Below are 14,355 nucleotides of genomic sequence, written 5' to 3'. Positions count from 1 at the left end.
CCACCATAATCGCAATTCAACCCATACCGAACTGTCAACCCATGAATACACCAAGCGAAGCCCTTGACCTGGAAGACATGTATCGCCGGGCAGTGGGCCTGCATCAGGCAGGCGACTGCGCCGGCGCCGCCAGCCTCTACGAACATCTGCTCGGAATGGTGCCGGAAGCCGGACCCGTGTACTACAACCTGGGCCTGGCGCGCTATGAACTCGAGCTGTACCGGGAGGCGGCCGAAGCCTTTCACCGGGCGGTGGAGCTGAACCGGGAGGATGTGGACTCCTGGTATAACCTGGGCCTGGCTTTGAAACAGTGCCATGAGTTTTCCCAGGCCGAAGAGGCGTATCTCCAGGCCCTGGCTCTGCATCCAGAGGATGCGGAGGTCTTGTACAACCTGGCCTGCTGTTACAAGGACAGCGACCAGGTATCACGGGCCATGGAGGTCTATGAACATCTGATAGAGCTGAAGCCGGACCATGTCTCCGGCCTCAACAACCTGGCCTATCTAAAGCATCTTCGCGGCCATTTCGAGGAGGCCCGGAAGCTGTACGGCCGGGTCCTGGAGCTGCGGCCCGGGCATCCCTCGGCCCGGCACATGTTCGGGGCACTCAGTGGCGATAATCCCAGGTCCGCGCCCCGGGAGTATGTCCGGGATCTTTTTGACCAGTACTCGGATAATTTCGAGCAGCATCTGGTGCTGGATCTGGGTTATGACCTGCCGCTGAAGATGCGGGCGGTGTTTGACCGCTTTGATGGACGCCGAAGCCACTATGAACTTGCCCTGGATCTTGGCTGCGGCACCGGTCTTGCCGGTATGGCGTTCCAGGGGGTCTGTTCCCGTCTGGACGGGATCGATCTTTCGGAGAAAATGATAGAAATGGCCAGAGGAAAAGGGATATACCAGCATCTCCATGTGGGGGATATCGTCGAGTACCTCCGGTCCGTGGATGTCTGCTATGATCTTTTCCTGGCCGCCGATGTTCTCATCTACATGGGTGCGCTGGAGGAGTTCTTCCAGGTTCTGGCGGACAGGGCCCGGCCCGGTGGTCTGTTCCTTTTTTCCACCGAGTACCTGGAGAAAGGGGGCTGGCAACTGCAGCCAAGTGGCCGCTATGCCTATCATCCCGAGTATATCAGAGAGGTCAGCGAACAGACCGGCTGGACAGTGGCCTGCCGGGAAGAGGTCCCCACCCGCAAGGAGCGGGACCAGTGGATCCGGGGCAATGTGTTTGGCCTGATCAGGGAAGGGTAACGGGGCGACTCGATTGGCTTTTCACCTGAATCCTGCCGTTATCCGGCATTCGAGCGACGAGACCGCATGACGACTGCAGGATTCAGGTTTTACTTTTTCGTTTTCCTGTTTTTGCCAAAGACTCTGCCTGCCATGATACCGGCTTCATAGAGGCCGAAAAGCGGAAAGGCAAGCAGGACCGTGGCGGTCGGGTCACCGGCGGTGAGCAGGAAGGACAGGACGACGATGGCCAGGTAGAAATACTTGCGCTTGGCCTTGAAATGCTGCCTGGGAACCAGCCCGGTCCGGTCGGCCATGACCATGAGAAAGGGAATCTCGAAGGCGATGCCAAAGGCCATGACCATCCGGGCGACAAAGGTGAGGTAGAGTCCCAGTTTGGGCATGGGCTGGAGGTTGTCACCGGCATAACTCATGAAAAAGATCAGGGTGCGCGGCAGAACGACAAAATAGGCGAACAGCCCGCCGGCGACAAAGAGCATGGTGGCCCAGATGATGACCTGGCGGGCGATACGTCTTTCATGATCCAGCAATCCCGGGGCCACAAACATCCACAGCTGATAGAGGATCACCGGCGAGCTGAACAGCAGGCCGACCATGAAGGACAGCTTGAGATAGGAGATAAAGGCCTCGGTCAGCTTGGTATAGACCAGCCGCTGGAGATCGGGGTAGGCATGAAAGAGGGGCTGCATGCAGAAGCCGGCCAGCTCATCTATGAAGAGATAGGCGATCACCGTGGTGACGCCCATGGCCAGAAAGCAGCGGATCAGTCGCTGGCGCAACTCTCTGTGGTGGGGGGCGAAATGTTCGAGCGCTGCGATCATGCAGGTTGGTCGGGGGTGGTTTTGTCTGCTTTGTTGCGGTGTTGGGGCATGTCAGCGGCGATTTCAGTCTCGGTGGCCGCGGGTTCACCATCGGGATCCTGCTGATCTCCCGCGTCGACGCCCACCTTTTCTTCCACTGGTGCGTCGCCGGGCGGGGGTGTCAGGGCATCGGCTTCCCAGGGCCGCTGTTCCACCGGCTGAAGGTCGATTACTCCCAGATCGTTCGCTTCCGGGGTTTCCGGTTCAGGGCGTTTCCAGGTCTGGGTCTCGTTGTCAAGCAACTGCTCCTGCAGCTCTGCGGTGGTTTTTTTCAGTTCGCCGTGGACTTCTCCCAGCACCTCGCTTTCCTCGGTCAGGCTCGCCTTGACTTCATTCATGGTCTTCTTCAGCTCAAAGACCCCCTTGGCAAGGGACCGGGCCAGGTCCGGCAGCTTGTCAGGGCCCACCACGATGAGAGCCACTGCCAGGATCACGATCATTTCAGGAAGTCCGATGCCAAACATATGTATCCGAATTCAGAAGTCAGAGGCCGGGGCCACCGCTTGGAGCAGCTCCGGGCTCCTCTGTGGAAGCGTACTCTTTTGTTTGAGTTGGCCCCCGGTTTCAGGAGCCGGTCATGACGGTCAAGGCAGCAGGGCCGGGTGAGGGCCAAGGCGCTGCCCGGGAAAACCAGTCCGGCAGCAGACCCCAAGAGGAGTCCGGCCGATATCTGCCACACTGTACGGGATTTGCCAACCAGTGTCAAGCAGCAGAGGAGCGCCGTTTGACCGGTTTTCTGCGAAGCCCGTCCAAGGCGTGGCTCAGGGCCATCAGCGGGTTGGTGAGCACCATTTTCGGCCCCACATATCGCATGACTTCCTGGATTTCTTGTCTCATTCCCGGCTTGTAACAGTGGACCGGACACTTGCCGCAGGTTGTCTTGCCATCCTGGAAAGGACAGTGCGTAAGACGCAGATAGGCGTAGTCAAGCAGTTCCTGGCACTGGTCGCATAGCTCCCCCTGACCACTCCCATGTTTGTCCCGACAATAGCGGCGGATCATCACCTCCACGGTTCTGGCCTCGCGCTGCATCCGTTTTGAACTGAATTGTTTTGCCATCTTCAGCCTCGTATTTCAGGGATCGTTTCTGGAAATAAAATAATCACGGAATAGGGTTTTACCAGTCCATGGTAGCTGTTTTGTCGGTTTGCGCCTTGATCTAGGTCAACCCGTAAGGCAACCTTGCAAAATTGTATTTTCAAGGCACCCATACGTCCACTTTCATTGCATTTTGCCCTTCCGCCATGCGGTCGATTTTGAGATAAAGCCCGGGTTACCCATCGGTAACGCCATATGCTTCCTTGTGTTACCGGCGGGTAACTATCCAATTTGGTATGGATTGCAATGTGTTGAAAAAAAAGAAAAAAAGAATATGGAACAGGGCTTGCTTATATAGGGAAAACCCACTGTAACCCGAGGTTCAAGCAGTCCAGTTTCAGGGAGGTTCACGTGCAGCCAGAGTATAAGTCGAAATACAACACACATGTGATCAGGATTGTCCTGGTCCTGGCCGTTGTCGCTGTTGTGGGTGTGACGGTCCGGTCCATGGTGATTCCCGAGTCCTTTGGCAAGTATGGCCATTACCGCGCCGATGCCATCAAGGACGAGGTCAACCGGCCCATCCGCAACGGCACCAACGCCGCCTGTCTTTCCTGCCATCCCTATATCCGGGAAATGCATCTCGAGGGCATACATCGCACGGTTTCCTGCGAGTTCTGTCACGGGCCGGTGGCCGATCATGTGAAGGACGGCAAGGTCGTTGCCAAACTGCCCAAGAAGCAGGGCGAAGAGATCAAGACCCTTTGTCTGCGCTGTCATAACAAGATTATCAGGGCCCGGCCCAAAGAGGCCATCAAGATGATTTCCATGCCGGAGCATCTGGAGCAGAAGCATGTGCGCACGGATCATAACTGTAACCAGTGTCACAATGTCCACTCGCCGATGATGTGGGTACTGGAGGCCAGGGCCATTGTCGGTGTCGAGGAGGAAAGCAAATGATGGATGCAATTCAGTCTGAGATAAGCCGGGACCGGCGGGCCTTTATCAAGAAGGTGCTTGGCGGAACCATCGCCGGGTCGCTGCTCCTTGTGATTCCTGCTGGGGCCATGGACGTTCCCGAACAGATTCCCGGGATGCGGGAGCAGGAAGGTCCCTTTATCAAGGGGAAGAAGTTCGTCTTTATCGTCGATATCACCCGCTGTATCGGCTGCGGCTCCTGCTGTGTGGCCGACAAGAACGAGTACCAGGTACCGGACGGCAACTACCGCACCTGGGTGGAGCGCTACGTGATCGACGACCATGACAATGTCTATGTCGATTCACCCAACGGTGGGCTGGACGGTTACCAGAAACCACGCACCGATATTCCCCATCCGGTGCGGGATACCTTTTTTGTCCCCAAGCTCTGCAACATGTGTGAAAAGCCGTCCTGTGTCCAGGTCTGTCCGGTGGGGGCCACCTATCAGACCAAGGACGGTTTTGTCCTGATCGACCAGAAACGGTGCGTGGCCTGCTCCTATTGTGTTCAGGCCTGTCCCTACTCAGTGCGTTTCATCAATCCGAAAACCAAGACCGCCGACAAGTGTACCTGGTGCTACCACCGGGTCCGCAAGGGACTCCTGCCGGCCTGCGTCAACGTCTGCCCGGTCCAGGCGCGCAAGTTCGGTGATGTGAACGACAGAAATTCGGAAGTATACAAAATTTTGCATCAGCCACACGTGGTGTCTGTACTGAAACCGGGCATGGGCAACAAGCCCTCGCTCCACTACGTGGGCCTGAGAAGGGAGGTTGTCTAATGCACGGACTTGCTGAAACGGCCACCGGCGCCATCGGATACGCGTTTCCCAACGATCTCCATGTGCACTGGAGCCTGATGATCGTTCTCTATCCCTATATCACCGGGATCGTTGCAGGGGCCTTTATTGTCTCCTCGCTCTATCATGTCTTCCATGTCAAGGCCTTGAAGCCCATTGCCCGCTTTTCCCTGGTTTTCGCTCTGGCCTTCCTGGCCTGTGCGACCCTGCCGCTTCTGAACCATCTTGGTCATCCCGAGCGGGCCTTCAATATGATGCTCACTCCGAGTCCCACCTCGGCAATGGCCGGGTTCGGATACATCTACTCCGCCTATGCCATTGTCCTGATCCTGGAGATCCTCTTCATTTACCGGCCTACCCTGGTGGTGCTCAAGGATCAGGCCACCGGTTTCATGCGCACGGTCTATAACGTGCTCAGCATCGGGAGCGACAACCTGTCGTCCCGGTCCCTGCATCTCGACCACAAGATCATCTCCTTCCTCGCCGGATTGGGTATCCCCATGGCCTGTGTGCTCCACGGTTATGTCGGTTTTATCTTTGGCGGGGTCAAGGCCAACCCCATGTGGGCCACGCCGCTCATGCCGGTAATCTTTCTCCTCTCTGCCTGTGTCTCCGGTATCGCCGGTATCATCGTGGCCTACATGTTCATCATGAAGATCAAGGGGAGGCCGGTGGACCTGGAATGTATCCGCACCTGCATCAAGTATCTGTGGGGGTTTTTCATCCTCGACTTCACCTTCGAGATGCTGGAGCTCTTCTCCCATGCCTATATGGCCACCCATCACTGGCATGCCCTGCACGAACTTTACTGGGGACCGCTGTACATTAGCTTCTGGGTCCTGCAGGTGGGCATCTTCTCTGTGATCCCGTTTTTTATCCTGACCTTCATGAACCTCTTCAGGATCGGGGATGGCCTGGTCAAGTTCCTGGCCCCGGTGGTCTCCCTGATGATCCTGTTCCAGGTTCTGCTCATGCGGTGGAACGTGGTCATCGGCGGCCAGCTCATGTCCAAGAGCGAGCGCGGCTCGGTGATCTTTCAGCCCCAGTGGCTTGAAAAGGAAGGTATTTTGCCGGCCATCATCATCATGGTTCTGCCCCTGGTGATTCTCTATATACTGAGCAAGGTTTTCCCCTTCTGGCAGGAAGATGATCCGTATGTCTCCGGGTCCGCCGCCTCAGGGGAATAATGGCCCGTAATCAAGAAAAAAAGACACATAACTGCAAGGAGGTTGTTGAACGTAGAGACAAAGGAGGTGAAGCTGCAGAGAAAAACACTTTGCAGGTGGACCTGGTGGTCCATCAGAGGATTGCCCAACGAAGTTCCATATCAGGAGGAAACTGTATGAAACATTTGAAAAAAACATTTTGCATGGTTGTCCTGGGACTCTTTGCCGCCGGCGCCGCATACGCGACCACCGAGCAGTCCAAGGATACCCAGAACAAGGAAGCAAAGGCAATAAACGTCAAGTGCGTCAACTGCCATCTCAAGGAAAACGGTTCCCTGGTCAAGCAGTGGCAGCATTCGCCCCATGCGGCTGCCAAGGACGGCCAGATCGGCTGTTACAACTGCCATGCCGCCGACAAGGGTGATGCGCTCGGTTACGAGCACGAGGGCGCCTTCATCAAGACCATTCTCTCGCCGCGTGACTGTGGGTACTGCCATGAGCGCGAGGTAAAAGAGATGGTGAACTCCCATCATGCCACCGCCGGCCAGATTATGGCTTCCCTGGACAACGTCCTGGGTGAGGTTATCTGCTCCATGGAAGACAAGGCCGACGCCGCCAACGGCTGCTGGCAGTGTCACGGTTCCGTGGTCAAGGTACTCAAGGGCAAGGACGGCAAGCCGCTCAAGAACGAAGCCAAGGCTGTAATGCTTGATCCCATGACCTGGCCCAATACCGGTATTGGCCGGCTCAACCCGGACGGAACCAAGGGTTCCTGTATGGCCTGCCATTCCAAGCATTCCTTCCGCTCTTCGGTTGCCCGTCAGCCGGAGAACTGCGGCAAGTGTCATCTCGGCCCGGACCATCCGCAGAAAGAGGTTTACGAGGAGTCCAAGCACGGTATTGCCTACTACTCCGCGGTCCGTGAGGGTGGTATGAACGGTATGAACATCCTCAAGAACGGCACCTGGGTACTGGGTAAGGATTACTACACCGCCCCGACCTGTTCCACCTGTCACATGGGTTCCTACGTGAAGCTGGATGGCGGCATTGCCCAGAACACCCATAACGTTGGTGACCGTATTTCCTGGACCCTGCGTCCGAAAGTGTCTGTCAAGCTGAATCGGGCCATCTTCACCGACGGCACCGTGGCTGACATTCCGGGCGAGATTCCGCCGCAGCCCGGCCAGAAGGCAACCTACAAGACCTTTGTTATCGAGAACGGCAAGTGGAAAAAGATCAGCGCCGAGAAGCAGGTCGAGAAGGTTATCTCCTGGGAGGACCGGCGTAACAACATGAAGGGTGTCTGCAAGTCCTGTCACGGCATGCAGCAGGTAGATAACTTCTACAAGCAGTTCGACGCCCTGGTTGTGACCTACAACGAAAAATTCGCCAAGCCTGCCAAAAAACTGTACGGTATGGCCAAAAAGGACGGCCTGATCAAGGGCTCCACCTTCCATACCGACCTGGGCTGGTACTGGTGGGAGCTGTGGCACCATCAGGGACGGCGCGCCCGGCACGGTGCAGCCATGCAGGGACCGGACTACACCCATTGGCATGGAATGTACGATGTCGCCGAGGTATTCTACTTCAAGTTCCTGCCCGAGCTGATGAAGCTGGCCACCGAGCATGGCATGACCGCCAAGTACGAGAAGGCCATCGGCGAGATCCTGTCCCGGCCCGAGCACAAGTGGCGCCAGGAAGGTTTTGGGACCGACGTCATGAAGGCTATCCAGGCCGAGCAGGCAGACCGGTATAAGCAGTAAACCGCAGATAGAATCTTACCTGCCTATCCTGTCCCCGGGCTGTGCCCTCCGCAGTCCGGGGACTTTTTTACCACGGAAAGGAAAGAAAAACCTGATCATGAAATTTTTCAAAACCATCAGTCTCGTATCCCTGTTGTTGACTTCGTTTCTTCTGATGCCTTCCACCGGAGGCGCTGTTGCCTCAAAGGTCGAGACGGTTGCCGGACTCGGTCTTGGCATCGGTGACTATATACTTGGCAGAAAGCTGACCGCCGCCCAGATGGAAAAGGCCAGGGATGCGGCCATGGAAGACGCCTACCCGGGCACCATCAAGTTCATGGATGGCGGAACCGGGGTTGTAGCGGCAGAAAGGGACGGCACCGTGCTGGCCCTGTATCACCGCAATGAAAAAGCCGGTTCCGGGGAGGTCAAGGCCATGATTGTCGAGCTTCTTGACCGGTTTGGCGAGCCCACCACCATGGCCCATGACAAGATGATCTACTGGGCCTGGAACAAGGACGGCAAGATCAGCGAGGACCAGTTCAACATTGCCAAGAAAGACGGCAGCATCAAGGTGCTGGCCACGGTCAAGTTCGCCAGCTCAATTACCATTTCCAATGCCGGCGCCGACGACCAGGAGCCAGCGGTCATCTACTACATCATCTCCTCCGATCCCCTTCTGCAGGAGTTCATGCAGAGTAGTCAGCAGTAGAGCTGCCTGTCTGCTTTTTCTCTTCACCGGTGATTTCAGCCCCGAATTCGGGGTTTTTTTTCACATCGTTTGACTTTTCAATCATTCCTGGCTATATTTCTCCGGTTTTTCAGGCTGCCAGTATGGCCTTCGGGTATACTGGTCGGCCTTTTATTTTGTATCACGGCAACCCTGAAAAATTGTCTTTTCGCCTGATCTCTGCGGCAGGTGAAAAATTTTATCCTCGCAATGGTTGGACAGATGCCTGCGGTAAGATTTTTTTCCTTTCCTGATCGTGGACGAACACCCTGATTTTTCAGGACAGCCTCAAGTTTAATCTCAGGAGTTTATCATGGCCAGTGTGGTAGTGGTCGGCACCCAGTGGGGAGACGAAGGCAAGGGCAAGATAGTTGATCTGCTGACAAAGTACGCAGATTGTATTGTTCGCTTTCAGGGCGGCAATAATGCCGGTCATACCCTGGTGGTAGACGGGAAGGAATTTATCTTTCACATCATCCCCTCCGGGATCCTCTATGAGGACAAAATCTGCATGATCGGCAACGGGGTGATCATTGATCCCGAGGTGTTACTCGAAGAGATCGCCGGTCTCGATGCCCAGGGACTGCCGGTTACCCCACAGCGGCTGATGATCAGTGAAAACGCCCATCTGATCATGCCCTATCACAAGAGCCTGGATCAGGCCCGGGAGGCCTCGCTCTCCAAGGGCCGGAAGATCGGGACCACCGGCCGGGGGATCGGCCCCTGTTACATGGACAAGGTGGGCCGTTTCGGCATCAAGGCCGGTGACCTGCTCGATCCGGAACTGTTTCTCGACAAACTCCGTTCCAACGTGGAGGAGAAAAACTTTCTCCTGACAAAAAAATTTGGCGCTGAACCGGTATCCTTTGATGCAATCCGGGCCCAGTTCGAGGACTTTGCCCGACAGCTCGAGCCCTTTATCGCCAACGTGTCCACGACCCTGGACACGGCCCGGCGGGAAGGAAAGAACATCCTCTTCGAGGGCGCCCAGGGAACCCAGCTCGATATCGATCACGGAACCTATCCCTTTGTCACCTCGTCCAACACCATTTCCGGTAACGCCTGTATCGGTGCCGGCTATGGTCCGGCCCATATCGACGAGGTCATCGGCATTCTCAAGGCCTACACCACCCGGGTGGGAGAGGGGCCGTTCCCCACTGAGCTTCCCGAAGGCGATCCGGTGGGCGATGCTCTGCAGGCCAAGGGTCGGGAGTTCGGGGCCACCACCGGCCGTCGGCGCCGCTGTGGCTGGCTCGATGCCGTGGTTGCCAACGATGCGGTTCGCCTCAATGGCCTGACCGGTCTGGCGATCACCAAGCTCGATGTCCTCTCGGGGCAGCCGGTCCTGAAGATTGCCAACAAGTACCTGGTGGAGGGGGAGGAGTTTCACTGCATGCCCGGAAATATCCGCAAGTCTGCTCTGGCCCGGCCGGTGTACGAGGAAATGCCCGGCTGGACCGAGGATATTACCCGGGCGCGCTCCCTTGAAGAGCTGCCAGACAATGCCAGGGACTATATCAAACGGATCGAGGATATCACCGGGGTTGCACCGGTTATTGTTTCTGTCGGTCCAGACCGGGACGAGACCCTGCTTCTGCGCAATCCGTTTGAAAAATAACAGCCCGTGATCCCCAGAATTTCTGGTTTTCAGACACCGGCGTGCCGGTTCTTCACCAGGGCATGTTTGTCCTGGAATATTTTTGGCCGGATGGGATTCTTGCCAAAAAAATAAAAATGATTATTTGCTAAAGTACTATCTGCTATCATGTAATGTATCGTTTGGATTCGTTACCTGATAATCTTTTGGAGGTTTTCCAGCCATGGCTCGTATTACCGTTGAAGACTGTCTCGCCACTGTCGGTGATGACAATCGTTTTGCCCTGATTCACCTTGCCGTTGAACGTATCCGCCAGCACCGCAATGGTGAGCCGTATCTGGTGGAGGGAAAGAACAAAGAGGTGGTCATGACCCTGCGGGAAATCGCGGCGGGCAAGGTAACTTTTGATAATATTCTCGAGTTGCCCAAGCAGCGTCGGTCGGCTCAGGATGCCGAGACCGAGGAATCCGATGGAGCCGAGACCGTCTGAGCCGGATCGGTGCTTCACCCGCCAGGAGGACCAGGCAGAATCTGGCCAGGCCTCTTTCCCGCAACCATCCCGGCAACGGTCGGGGAGACGTCGTGTCCGCTTATTAACCTCAAGATAACCGGTTGCTGCCGATGACAGTACGAATATGAGCAGAGATTACTACGAGATTCTCGGGGTTTCCCGGGATGCCAGCATGGAAGTGATTAAAAAATCCTACCGCAAGCTGGCCATGAAATATCATCCGGACCGCAATCCCGACGATCCGGAAGCCGAAGCCCGTTTCAAGGAGGCCGCCGAGGCCTACGAAGTTCTCAGTGATGAGCAGAAACGACGCGTGTATGACACCTACGGCCATGAGGGACTGAAAAACAGCGGTTATTCGGGTCCCAGTGACGACATCTTCTCGTCATTCAACGATCTTTTCGGCGATCTCTTTGGCTTCAATACCCGCCGCCGCAATCCCAATGGCCCCATCCAGGGTGATGATCTCCGCTATGACATGGAGATTACCTTCATGGAAGCGGTGCACGGGACCAACAAAGAAGTGGAGATCACCAAGCGGGAAACCTGCTGGACCTGCGAAGGGACCGGGGCCCGGCCGGGCTATCGGCCCCAGGTCTGTCCCACCTGCCGTGGACGGGGGCAGGTTCTTCGCTCCCAGGGATTTTTCCAGGTCAGTTCCACCTGTCCCCAGTGCCATGGCCGGGGCCAGGTCATTCTGGAACCGTGTACTGACTGCAACGGCCAGGGACTGGTCAATCGGACCAAGAAGGTCAAGATCAATATTCCGGCCGGCGTTGACACCGGAGCCCAGATGCGGTTGCGGGGAGAGGGCGAGGGCGGCCGTCGGGGGGGACCCTCCGGTGACCTCTACGTGGTCCTCCATGTCCAGCGTCATGAATTCTTTGAACGGGATGGTCAGACAATCTATCTTCGTTATCCCCTGCCCATGGTCCAGGCGACCCTGGGCTGCAAGGTGGAAGTCCCGACCATCCACGGTTCCACCACCCTGGAAATTCCCGCCGGCACTCAGCCCGGGCAGCGTTTTACCCTGCGCGGAGAAGGGGTGCCCAGCCTCCGTGGCCGGGGTCGGGGAGACATGGTCGTCGAGGTTCAGGTCCAGATTCCCAGAAAGCTCACCAAAGAACAAAAGGAACTGCTGCACCAGTTTGACTCGACCGGTGGTCAGGAACCAGAGGATGAGGGCTTTTTCTCCCGGCTGTTTCACGGTCACCTGAAGAAACATAAAAAGAAACAGCAGGCCGAGGAAGCGTAGATGGAAGCAGGATTGAAGTTCACCCACTTTGATGCCAGCGGCAATGCCCGGATGGTGGACGTGAGTGCCAAGGGCGAGACCGTTCGCCGGGCTACGGCCGAAGGGCGGATTACCATGTCTGAACAGGCCTTTGCCATGGTCCGGGAAGGGACCATGAAAAAAGGCGACGTCCTTGGGGTTGCCCGGATTGCCGGCATCATGGCGTCCAAGAAGGTGGACCAGCTCATACCTCTCTGCCACCCGCTGGCCATCACCAGCGCCGACATCGGGTTTCGTTTTTCAGACGACGGCCGGACCATCCATATCGAGGCCACTGTCGGCATAACCGGCCGCACCGGGGTGGAGATGGAGGCTCTGACCGCAGTATCGGTGGCAGCACTCACCATTTATGATATGTGCAAGGCGGTGGACAAGAGCATGGAAATCTCTGATATCAGGCTGGTTCGCAAGAGTGGTGGCAAGAGCGGAGATTTTTGCAGACAAGAGCCTTCGGAGAGTACAGGACATAAACCATGACGGCCGGTCAGTCGGCCTCTGCAGACCGGGAACGATTACCAGTCGGGGATTATCTATGGATAAGAAAGATCTGCAGCAGTTTAAGGAGCAGCTGCTGGACATGAAGCAGGCCATTATTTCGGACGTGGAACAGACCCTCTCCGAGATATCCACCCAGAGCGGCAATATTCCTGACCCCAATGACCGGGCTACGGTGGAATCGGATCGCAGTTTCGAGCTGCGTATCCGAGGGCGGGAACGGAAACTCATGGACAAGATCGATGAAGCCCTGCACCGTATCGAGGAGGGTACCTATGGCATCTGTGACGGTTGCGGTGGAGAAATCGGCATAAAACGTCTTGAAGCCCGACCGGTTGCTGAGTTATGTATTGACTGCAAAACCAAACAGGAACAGCTTGAAAAAGCCCAGGGCAGATAGCCCGGACAGCTGCGGGCGTTCTGTGTCTCGCAGCAGGTACCGATCTGTGTCCACCTGAGAACAGGATTAGAAAAAAACATCATGCCAGAGCTCCGCAAGGATCCTATCCTGGGCCGTTGGATCATCATTGCCAAGGAACGGTCCAAACGCCCCACTGATTTTATAATCGAAGATTATCCGACCAAGGGTGGTTTCTGCCCTCTCTGTCCCGGCAATGAAAAAACCACCCCTGATGAGGTTCTGGTCTACGGCCGGGAGCCGGGTATGCCGCCCAATTCCTCCAGCTGGCAGCTGCGGGTGGTGCCCAACAAGTATCCGGCCCTGGTTATCGAGGGTGAGCTGGACAAGCAGGCCGAAGGGCTTTATGATCGGATGAACGGTATCGGGGCCCACGAGGTCATTATCGAGACCCCGGAGCATGAGGAGCACTTCACCTATCTGCCCCATGAACAGATGATTCTCACCTTCCGGGCCTATCGGGACCGGATCCGGGACCTGGCCCGCGATGACCGGTTCCGCTATGTCATGGTGTTCAAGAATTACGGCCGCGCTGCCGGAGCGTCACTGGAACACTCCCACTCCCAGCTCATCGCCCTGCCGGTCCTGCCGCGCATGGTTTCCTCAGAGCTTGACGGCAGTCTTTCCTATTACAGGTACAAGGATCGCTGCATTTTCTGTGACATCATCCGCCAGGAGATCCAGCAGGACATCAGGCTGGTCTGCGGTAATGAACTGTTCGTGACCGTCACACCCTTTGCCCCGCGAACCCCGTTTGAGATGTGGATCCTGCCGCGGCAGCACAGCTCTTCGTACATAGAACAGGATGACAGGACCATGGCCGCCCTGACCGATATCTTTTCCGAGAGTCTGCGGCGCCTTGATGCATGTATTCCCAACGTGCCCTACAACTTTGTGCTCCATACCCAGCCACTTCGTTCACAGCCGCTGGAACATTATCACTGGCATTTTGAAATTGTTCCCAAGCTGACCAGCATAGCTGGTTTTGAGTGGGGATCGGGTTTCTATATCAATCCCATGCCTCCGGAAGATGCCTGCCGGTATCTGCGCGAGGCCCTCTAGGAGGAGTACCAGTGGAGACCAGGAAGAAACGTATATTGCTCGTGGATGACGAAGAGGGTATCCAGCTCCTGTACCGGGAGGAGTTCGAGGATGAAGGGTTCGAGGTCGACACGGCCTATAACGGCGAGGAAGCCCTGGAGAAATTCAAGGCCAATCCGCCGGACCTGGTCATCCTGGATATCAACATGCCGGGAATGAACGGAATCGAAGTGCTGCGCCAGATGAAAGAGATCAATCCGGATCTGCCGGTGATTCTCTCCTCTGCCTACCAGGAGTACAAGCAGGATTTCGGAACCTGGGCCTCGGAGGAGTATATCGTCAAGTCAGCCAACCTCGACGAGCTCAAGGCTGCGGTTCACAAGTATCTCGATGCATAAGCCGACCCTGGACCGACGGCCGCTTTGCCGGTAACAACCG

16 protein-coding genes are annotated in these 14,355 nt (G+C 56.4%); 13 read left to right on the top strand and 3 right to left on the bottom strand.

All coding sequences use genetic code 11. The annotated features are described in order from the left end of the window. The first annotated feature begins 41 nt into the window (after positions 1 to 41). The gene (locus GF1_RS09705) at positions 42 to 1,250 is read left to right on the top strand and encodes a tetratricopeptide repeat protein (protein ID WP_267926343.1); all 1,209 of its coding nucleotides are present in this window, start codon (positions 42 to 44) and stop codon (positions 1,248 to 1,250) included. 89 nt (positions 1,251 to 1,339) lie between these two features. On the opposite strand, the gene tatC is transcribed toward GF1_RS09705, so the two are convergent. The 3 genes from tatC to GF1_RS09690 all read right to left on the bottom strand — a co-directional run bounded on the left by tatC (position 1,340) and on the right by GF1_RS09690 (position 3,169). After that, positions 1,340 to 2,071: a twin-arginine translocase subunit TatC gene (gene tatC, locus GF1_RS09700; RefSeq protein ID WP_267926342.1), complete on the bottom strand. Its 732-nt coding sequence runs from the start codon at positions 2,069 to 2,071 to the stop codon at positions 1,340 to 1,342. Continuing rightward, the gene (tatB, locus tag GF1_RS09695; protein WP_267926341.1) at positions 2,068 to 2,574 is read right to left on the bottom strand and encodes a Sec-independent protein translocase protein TatB; all 507 of its coding nucleotides are present in this window, start codon (positions 2,572 to 2,574) and stop codon (positions 2,068 to 2,070) included. Before tatB ends, tatC begins: the two co-directional genes overlap by 4 nt. Before the next feature lie 238 nt (positions 2,575 to 2,812). After that, the gene (locus tag GF1_RS09690; protein WP_267926339.1) at positions 2,813 to 3,169 is read right to left on the bottom strand and encodes a nitrous oxide-stimulated promoter family protein; all 357 of its coding nucleotides are present in this window, start codon (positions 3,167 to 3,169) and stop codon (positions 2,813 to 2,815) included. A 390-nt stretch (positions 3,170 to 3,559) separates the two neighbouring features. Between GF1_RS09690 and GF1_RS09685 the strand changes: the two genes are divergently transcribed. The 12 genes from GF1_RS09685 (at position 3,560) to GF1_RS09630 (ending at position 14,315) form a co-directional block, all read left to right on the top strand. Next, on the top strand, positions 3,560 to 4,108 hold the full coding sequence (locus GF1_RS09685) for a cytochrome c3 family protein (protein WP_267926338.1): 549 nt from the start codon (positions 3,560 to 3,562) through the stop codon (positions 4,106 to 4,108). Then, positions 4,105 to 4,905, top strand: coding sequence for a 4Fe-4S dicluster domain-containing protein (locus GF1_RS09680; RefSeq protein ID WP_267926337.1), 801 nt, complete (start codon positions 4,105 to 4,107; stop codon positions 4,903 to 4,905). The genes GF1_RS09685 and GF1_RS09680 overlap by 4 nt, the downstream gene beginning before the upstream one ends. Beyond that, positions 4,905 to 6,110 (top strand): NrfD/PsrC family molybdoenzyme membrane anchor subunit, encoded by a 1,206-nt coding sequence (gene nrfD / locus GF1_RS09675; RefSeq protein WP_267926335.1) that lies wholly within the window; start codon positions 4,905 to 4,907, stop codon positions 6,108 to 6,110. The genes GF1_RS09680 and nrfD overlap by 1 nt, the downstream gene beginning before the upstream one ends. Positions 6,111 to 6,265: 155 nt before the next feature. Continuing rightward, positions 6,266 to 7,852 (top strand): multiheme c-type cytochrome, encoded by a 1,587-nt coding sequence (locus GF1_RS09670; protein WP_267926334.1) that lies wholly within the window; start codon positions 6,266 to 6,268, stop codon positions 7,850 to 7,852. A 97-nt stretch (positions 7,853 to 7,949) separates the two neighbouring features. Next, positions 7,950 to 8,543, top strand: coding sequence for a hypothetical protein (locus GF1_RS09665; protein WP_267926332.1), 594 nt, complete (start codon positions 7,950 to 7,952; stop codon positions 8,541 to 8,543). Positions 8,544 to 8,874: 331 nt separating this feature from the next. Next, the gene (locus GF1_RS09660) at positions 8,875 to 10,179 is read left to right on the top strand and encodes an adenylosuccinate synthase (RefSeq protein WP_267926331.1); all 1,305 of its coding nucleotides are present in this window, start codon (positions 8,875 to 8,877) and stop codon (positions 10,177 to 10,179) included. 202 nt (positions 10,180 to 10,381) lie between these two features. Continuing rightward, positions 10,382 to 10,648: a DNA-directed RNA polymerase subunit omega gene (gene rpoZ, locus GF1_RS09655; RefSeq protein WP_267926330.1), complete on the top strand. Its 267-nt coding sequence runs from the start codon at positions 10,382 to 10,384 to the stop codon at positions 10,646 to 10,648. 145 nt (positions 10,649 to 10,793) lie between these two features. Beyond that, the gene (gene dnaJ, locus GF1_RS09650; protein WP_267926329.1) at positions 10,794 to 11,924 is read left to right on the top strand and encodes a molecular chaperone DnaJ; all 1,131 of its coding nucleotides are present in this window, start codon (positions 10,794 to 10,796) and stop codon (positions 11,922 to 11,924) included. Further along, positions 11,925 to 12,440, top strand: a complete 516-nt coding sequence (moaC, locus tag GF1_RS09645) for a cyclic pyranopterin monophosphate synthase MoaC (RefSeq protein ID WP_267926328.1) — start codon at positions 11,925 to 11,927, stop codon at positions 12,438 to 12,440. 55 nt (positions 12,441 to 12,495) lie between these two features. Further along, entirely contained in the window at positions 12,496 to 12,858 is a 363-nt protein-coding gene (gene dksA / locus GF1_RS09640) for an RNA polymerase-binding protein DksA (protein ID WP_267926327.1), read from the top strand. Positions 12,859 to 12,939: 81 nt separating this feature from the next. Next, positions 12,940 to 13,938 carry a galactose-1-phosphate uridylyltransferase gene (gene galT, locus GF1_RS09635; RefSeq protein WP_267926326.1) on the top strand — a complete coding sequence of 333 codons (999 nt, stop codon included), beginning with the start codon at positions 12,940 to 12,942 and terminating at the stop codon, positions 13,936 to 13,938. Between the two features lie 11 nt (positions 13,939 to 13,949). Further along, positions 13,950 to 14,315: a response regulator gene (locus GF1_RS09630; RefSeq protein WP_267926325.1), complete on the top strand. Its 366-nt coding sequence runs from the start codon at positions 13,950 to 13,952 to the stop codon at positions 14,313 to 14,315. Positions 14,316 to 14,355 lie beyond the last annotated feature (40 nt).

It is taken from the genome of Desulfolithobacter dissulfuricans (assembly GCF_025998535.1).
Lineage (GTDB): Bacteria > Desulfobacterota > Desulfobulbia > Desulfobulbales > Desulfobulbaceae > Desulfolithobacter > Desulfolithobacter dissulfuricans.
This window is presented reverse-complemented; position numbering and strand designations above follow the sequence as displayed.

What these genes read in the sequence shown, in the direction of transcription:
- tatC (WP_267926342.1), bottom strand. Translation starts at nt 2,071, where the DNA reads ATGATCGCAGCGCTCGAACATTTCGCCCCCCACCACAGAGAGTTGCGC.
- GF1_RS09690 (WP_267926339.1), bottom strand. Translation starts at nt 3,169, where the DNA reads ATGGCAAAACAATTCAGTTCAAAACGGATGCAGCGCGAGGCCAGAACC.
- GF1_RS09670 (WP_267926334.1), top strand. Translation starts at nt 6,266, where the DNA reads ATGAAACATTTGAAAAAAACATTTTGCATGGTTGTCCTGGGACTCTTT.
- moaC (WP_267926328.1), top strand. Translation starts at nt 11,925, where the DNA reads ATGGAAGCAGGATTGAAGTTCACCCACTTTGATGCCAGCGGCAATGCC.
- GF1_RS09660 (WP_267926331.1), top strand. Translation starts at nt 8,875, where the DNA reads ATGGCCAGTGTGGTAGTGGTCGGCACCCAGTGGGGAGACGAAGGCAAG.
- dnaJ (WP_267926329.1), top strand. Translation starts at nt 10,794, where the DNA reads ATGAGCAGAGATTACTACGAGATTCTCGGGGTTTCCCGGGATGCCAGC.
- galT (WP_267926326.1), top strand. Translation starts at nt 12,940, where the DNA reads ATGCCAGAGCTCCGCAAGGATCCTATCCTGGGCCGTTGGATCATCATT.
- tatB (WP_267926341.1), bottom strand. Translation starts at nt 2,574, where the DNA reads ATGTTTGGCATCGGACTTCCTGAAATGATCGTGATCCTGGCAGTGGCT.
- rpoZ (WP_267926330.1), top strand. Translation starts at nt 10,382, where the DNA reads ATGGCTCGTATTACCGTTGAAGACTGTCTCGCCACTGTCGGTGATGAC.
- dksA (WP_267926327.1), top strand. Translation starts at nt 12,496, where the DNA reads ATGGATAAGAAAGATCTGCAGCAGTTTAAGGAGCAGCTGCTGGACATG.
- GF1_RS09680 (WP_267926337.1), top strand. Translation starts at nt 4,105, where the DNA reads ATGATGGATGCAATTCAGTCTGAGATAAGCCGGGACCGGCGGGCCTTT.
- GF1_RS09665 (WP_267926332.1), top strand. Translation starts at nt 7,950, where the DNA reads ATGAAATTTTTCAAAACCATCAGTCTCGTATCCCTGTTGTTGACTTCG.
- nrfD (WP_267926335.1), top strand. Translation starts at nt 4,905, where the DNA reads ATGCACGGACTTGCTGAAACGGCCACCGGCGCCATCGGATACGCGTTT.
- GF1_RS09705 (WP_267926343.1), top strand. Translation starts at nt 42, where the DNA reads ATGAATACACCAAGCGAAGCCCTTGACCTGGAAGACATGTATCGCCGG.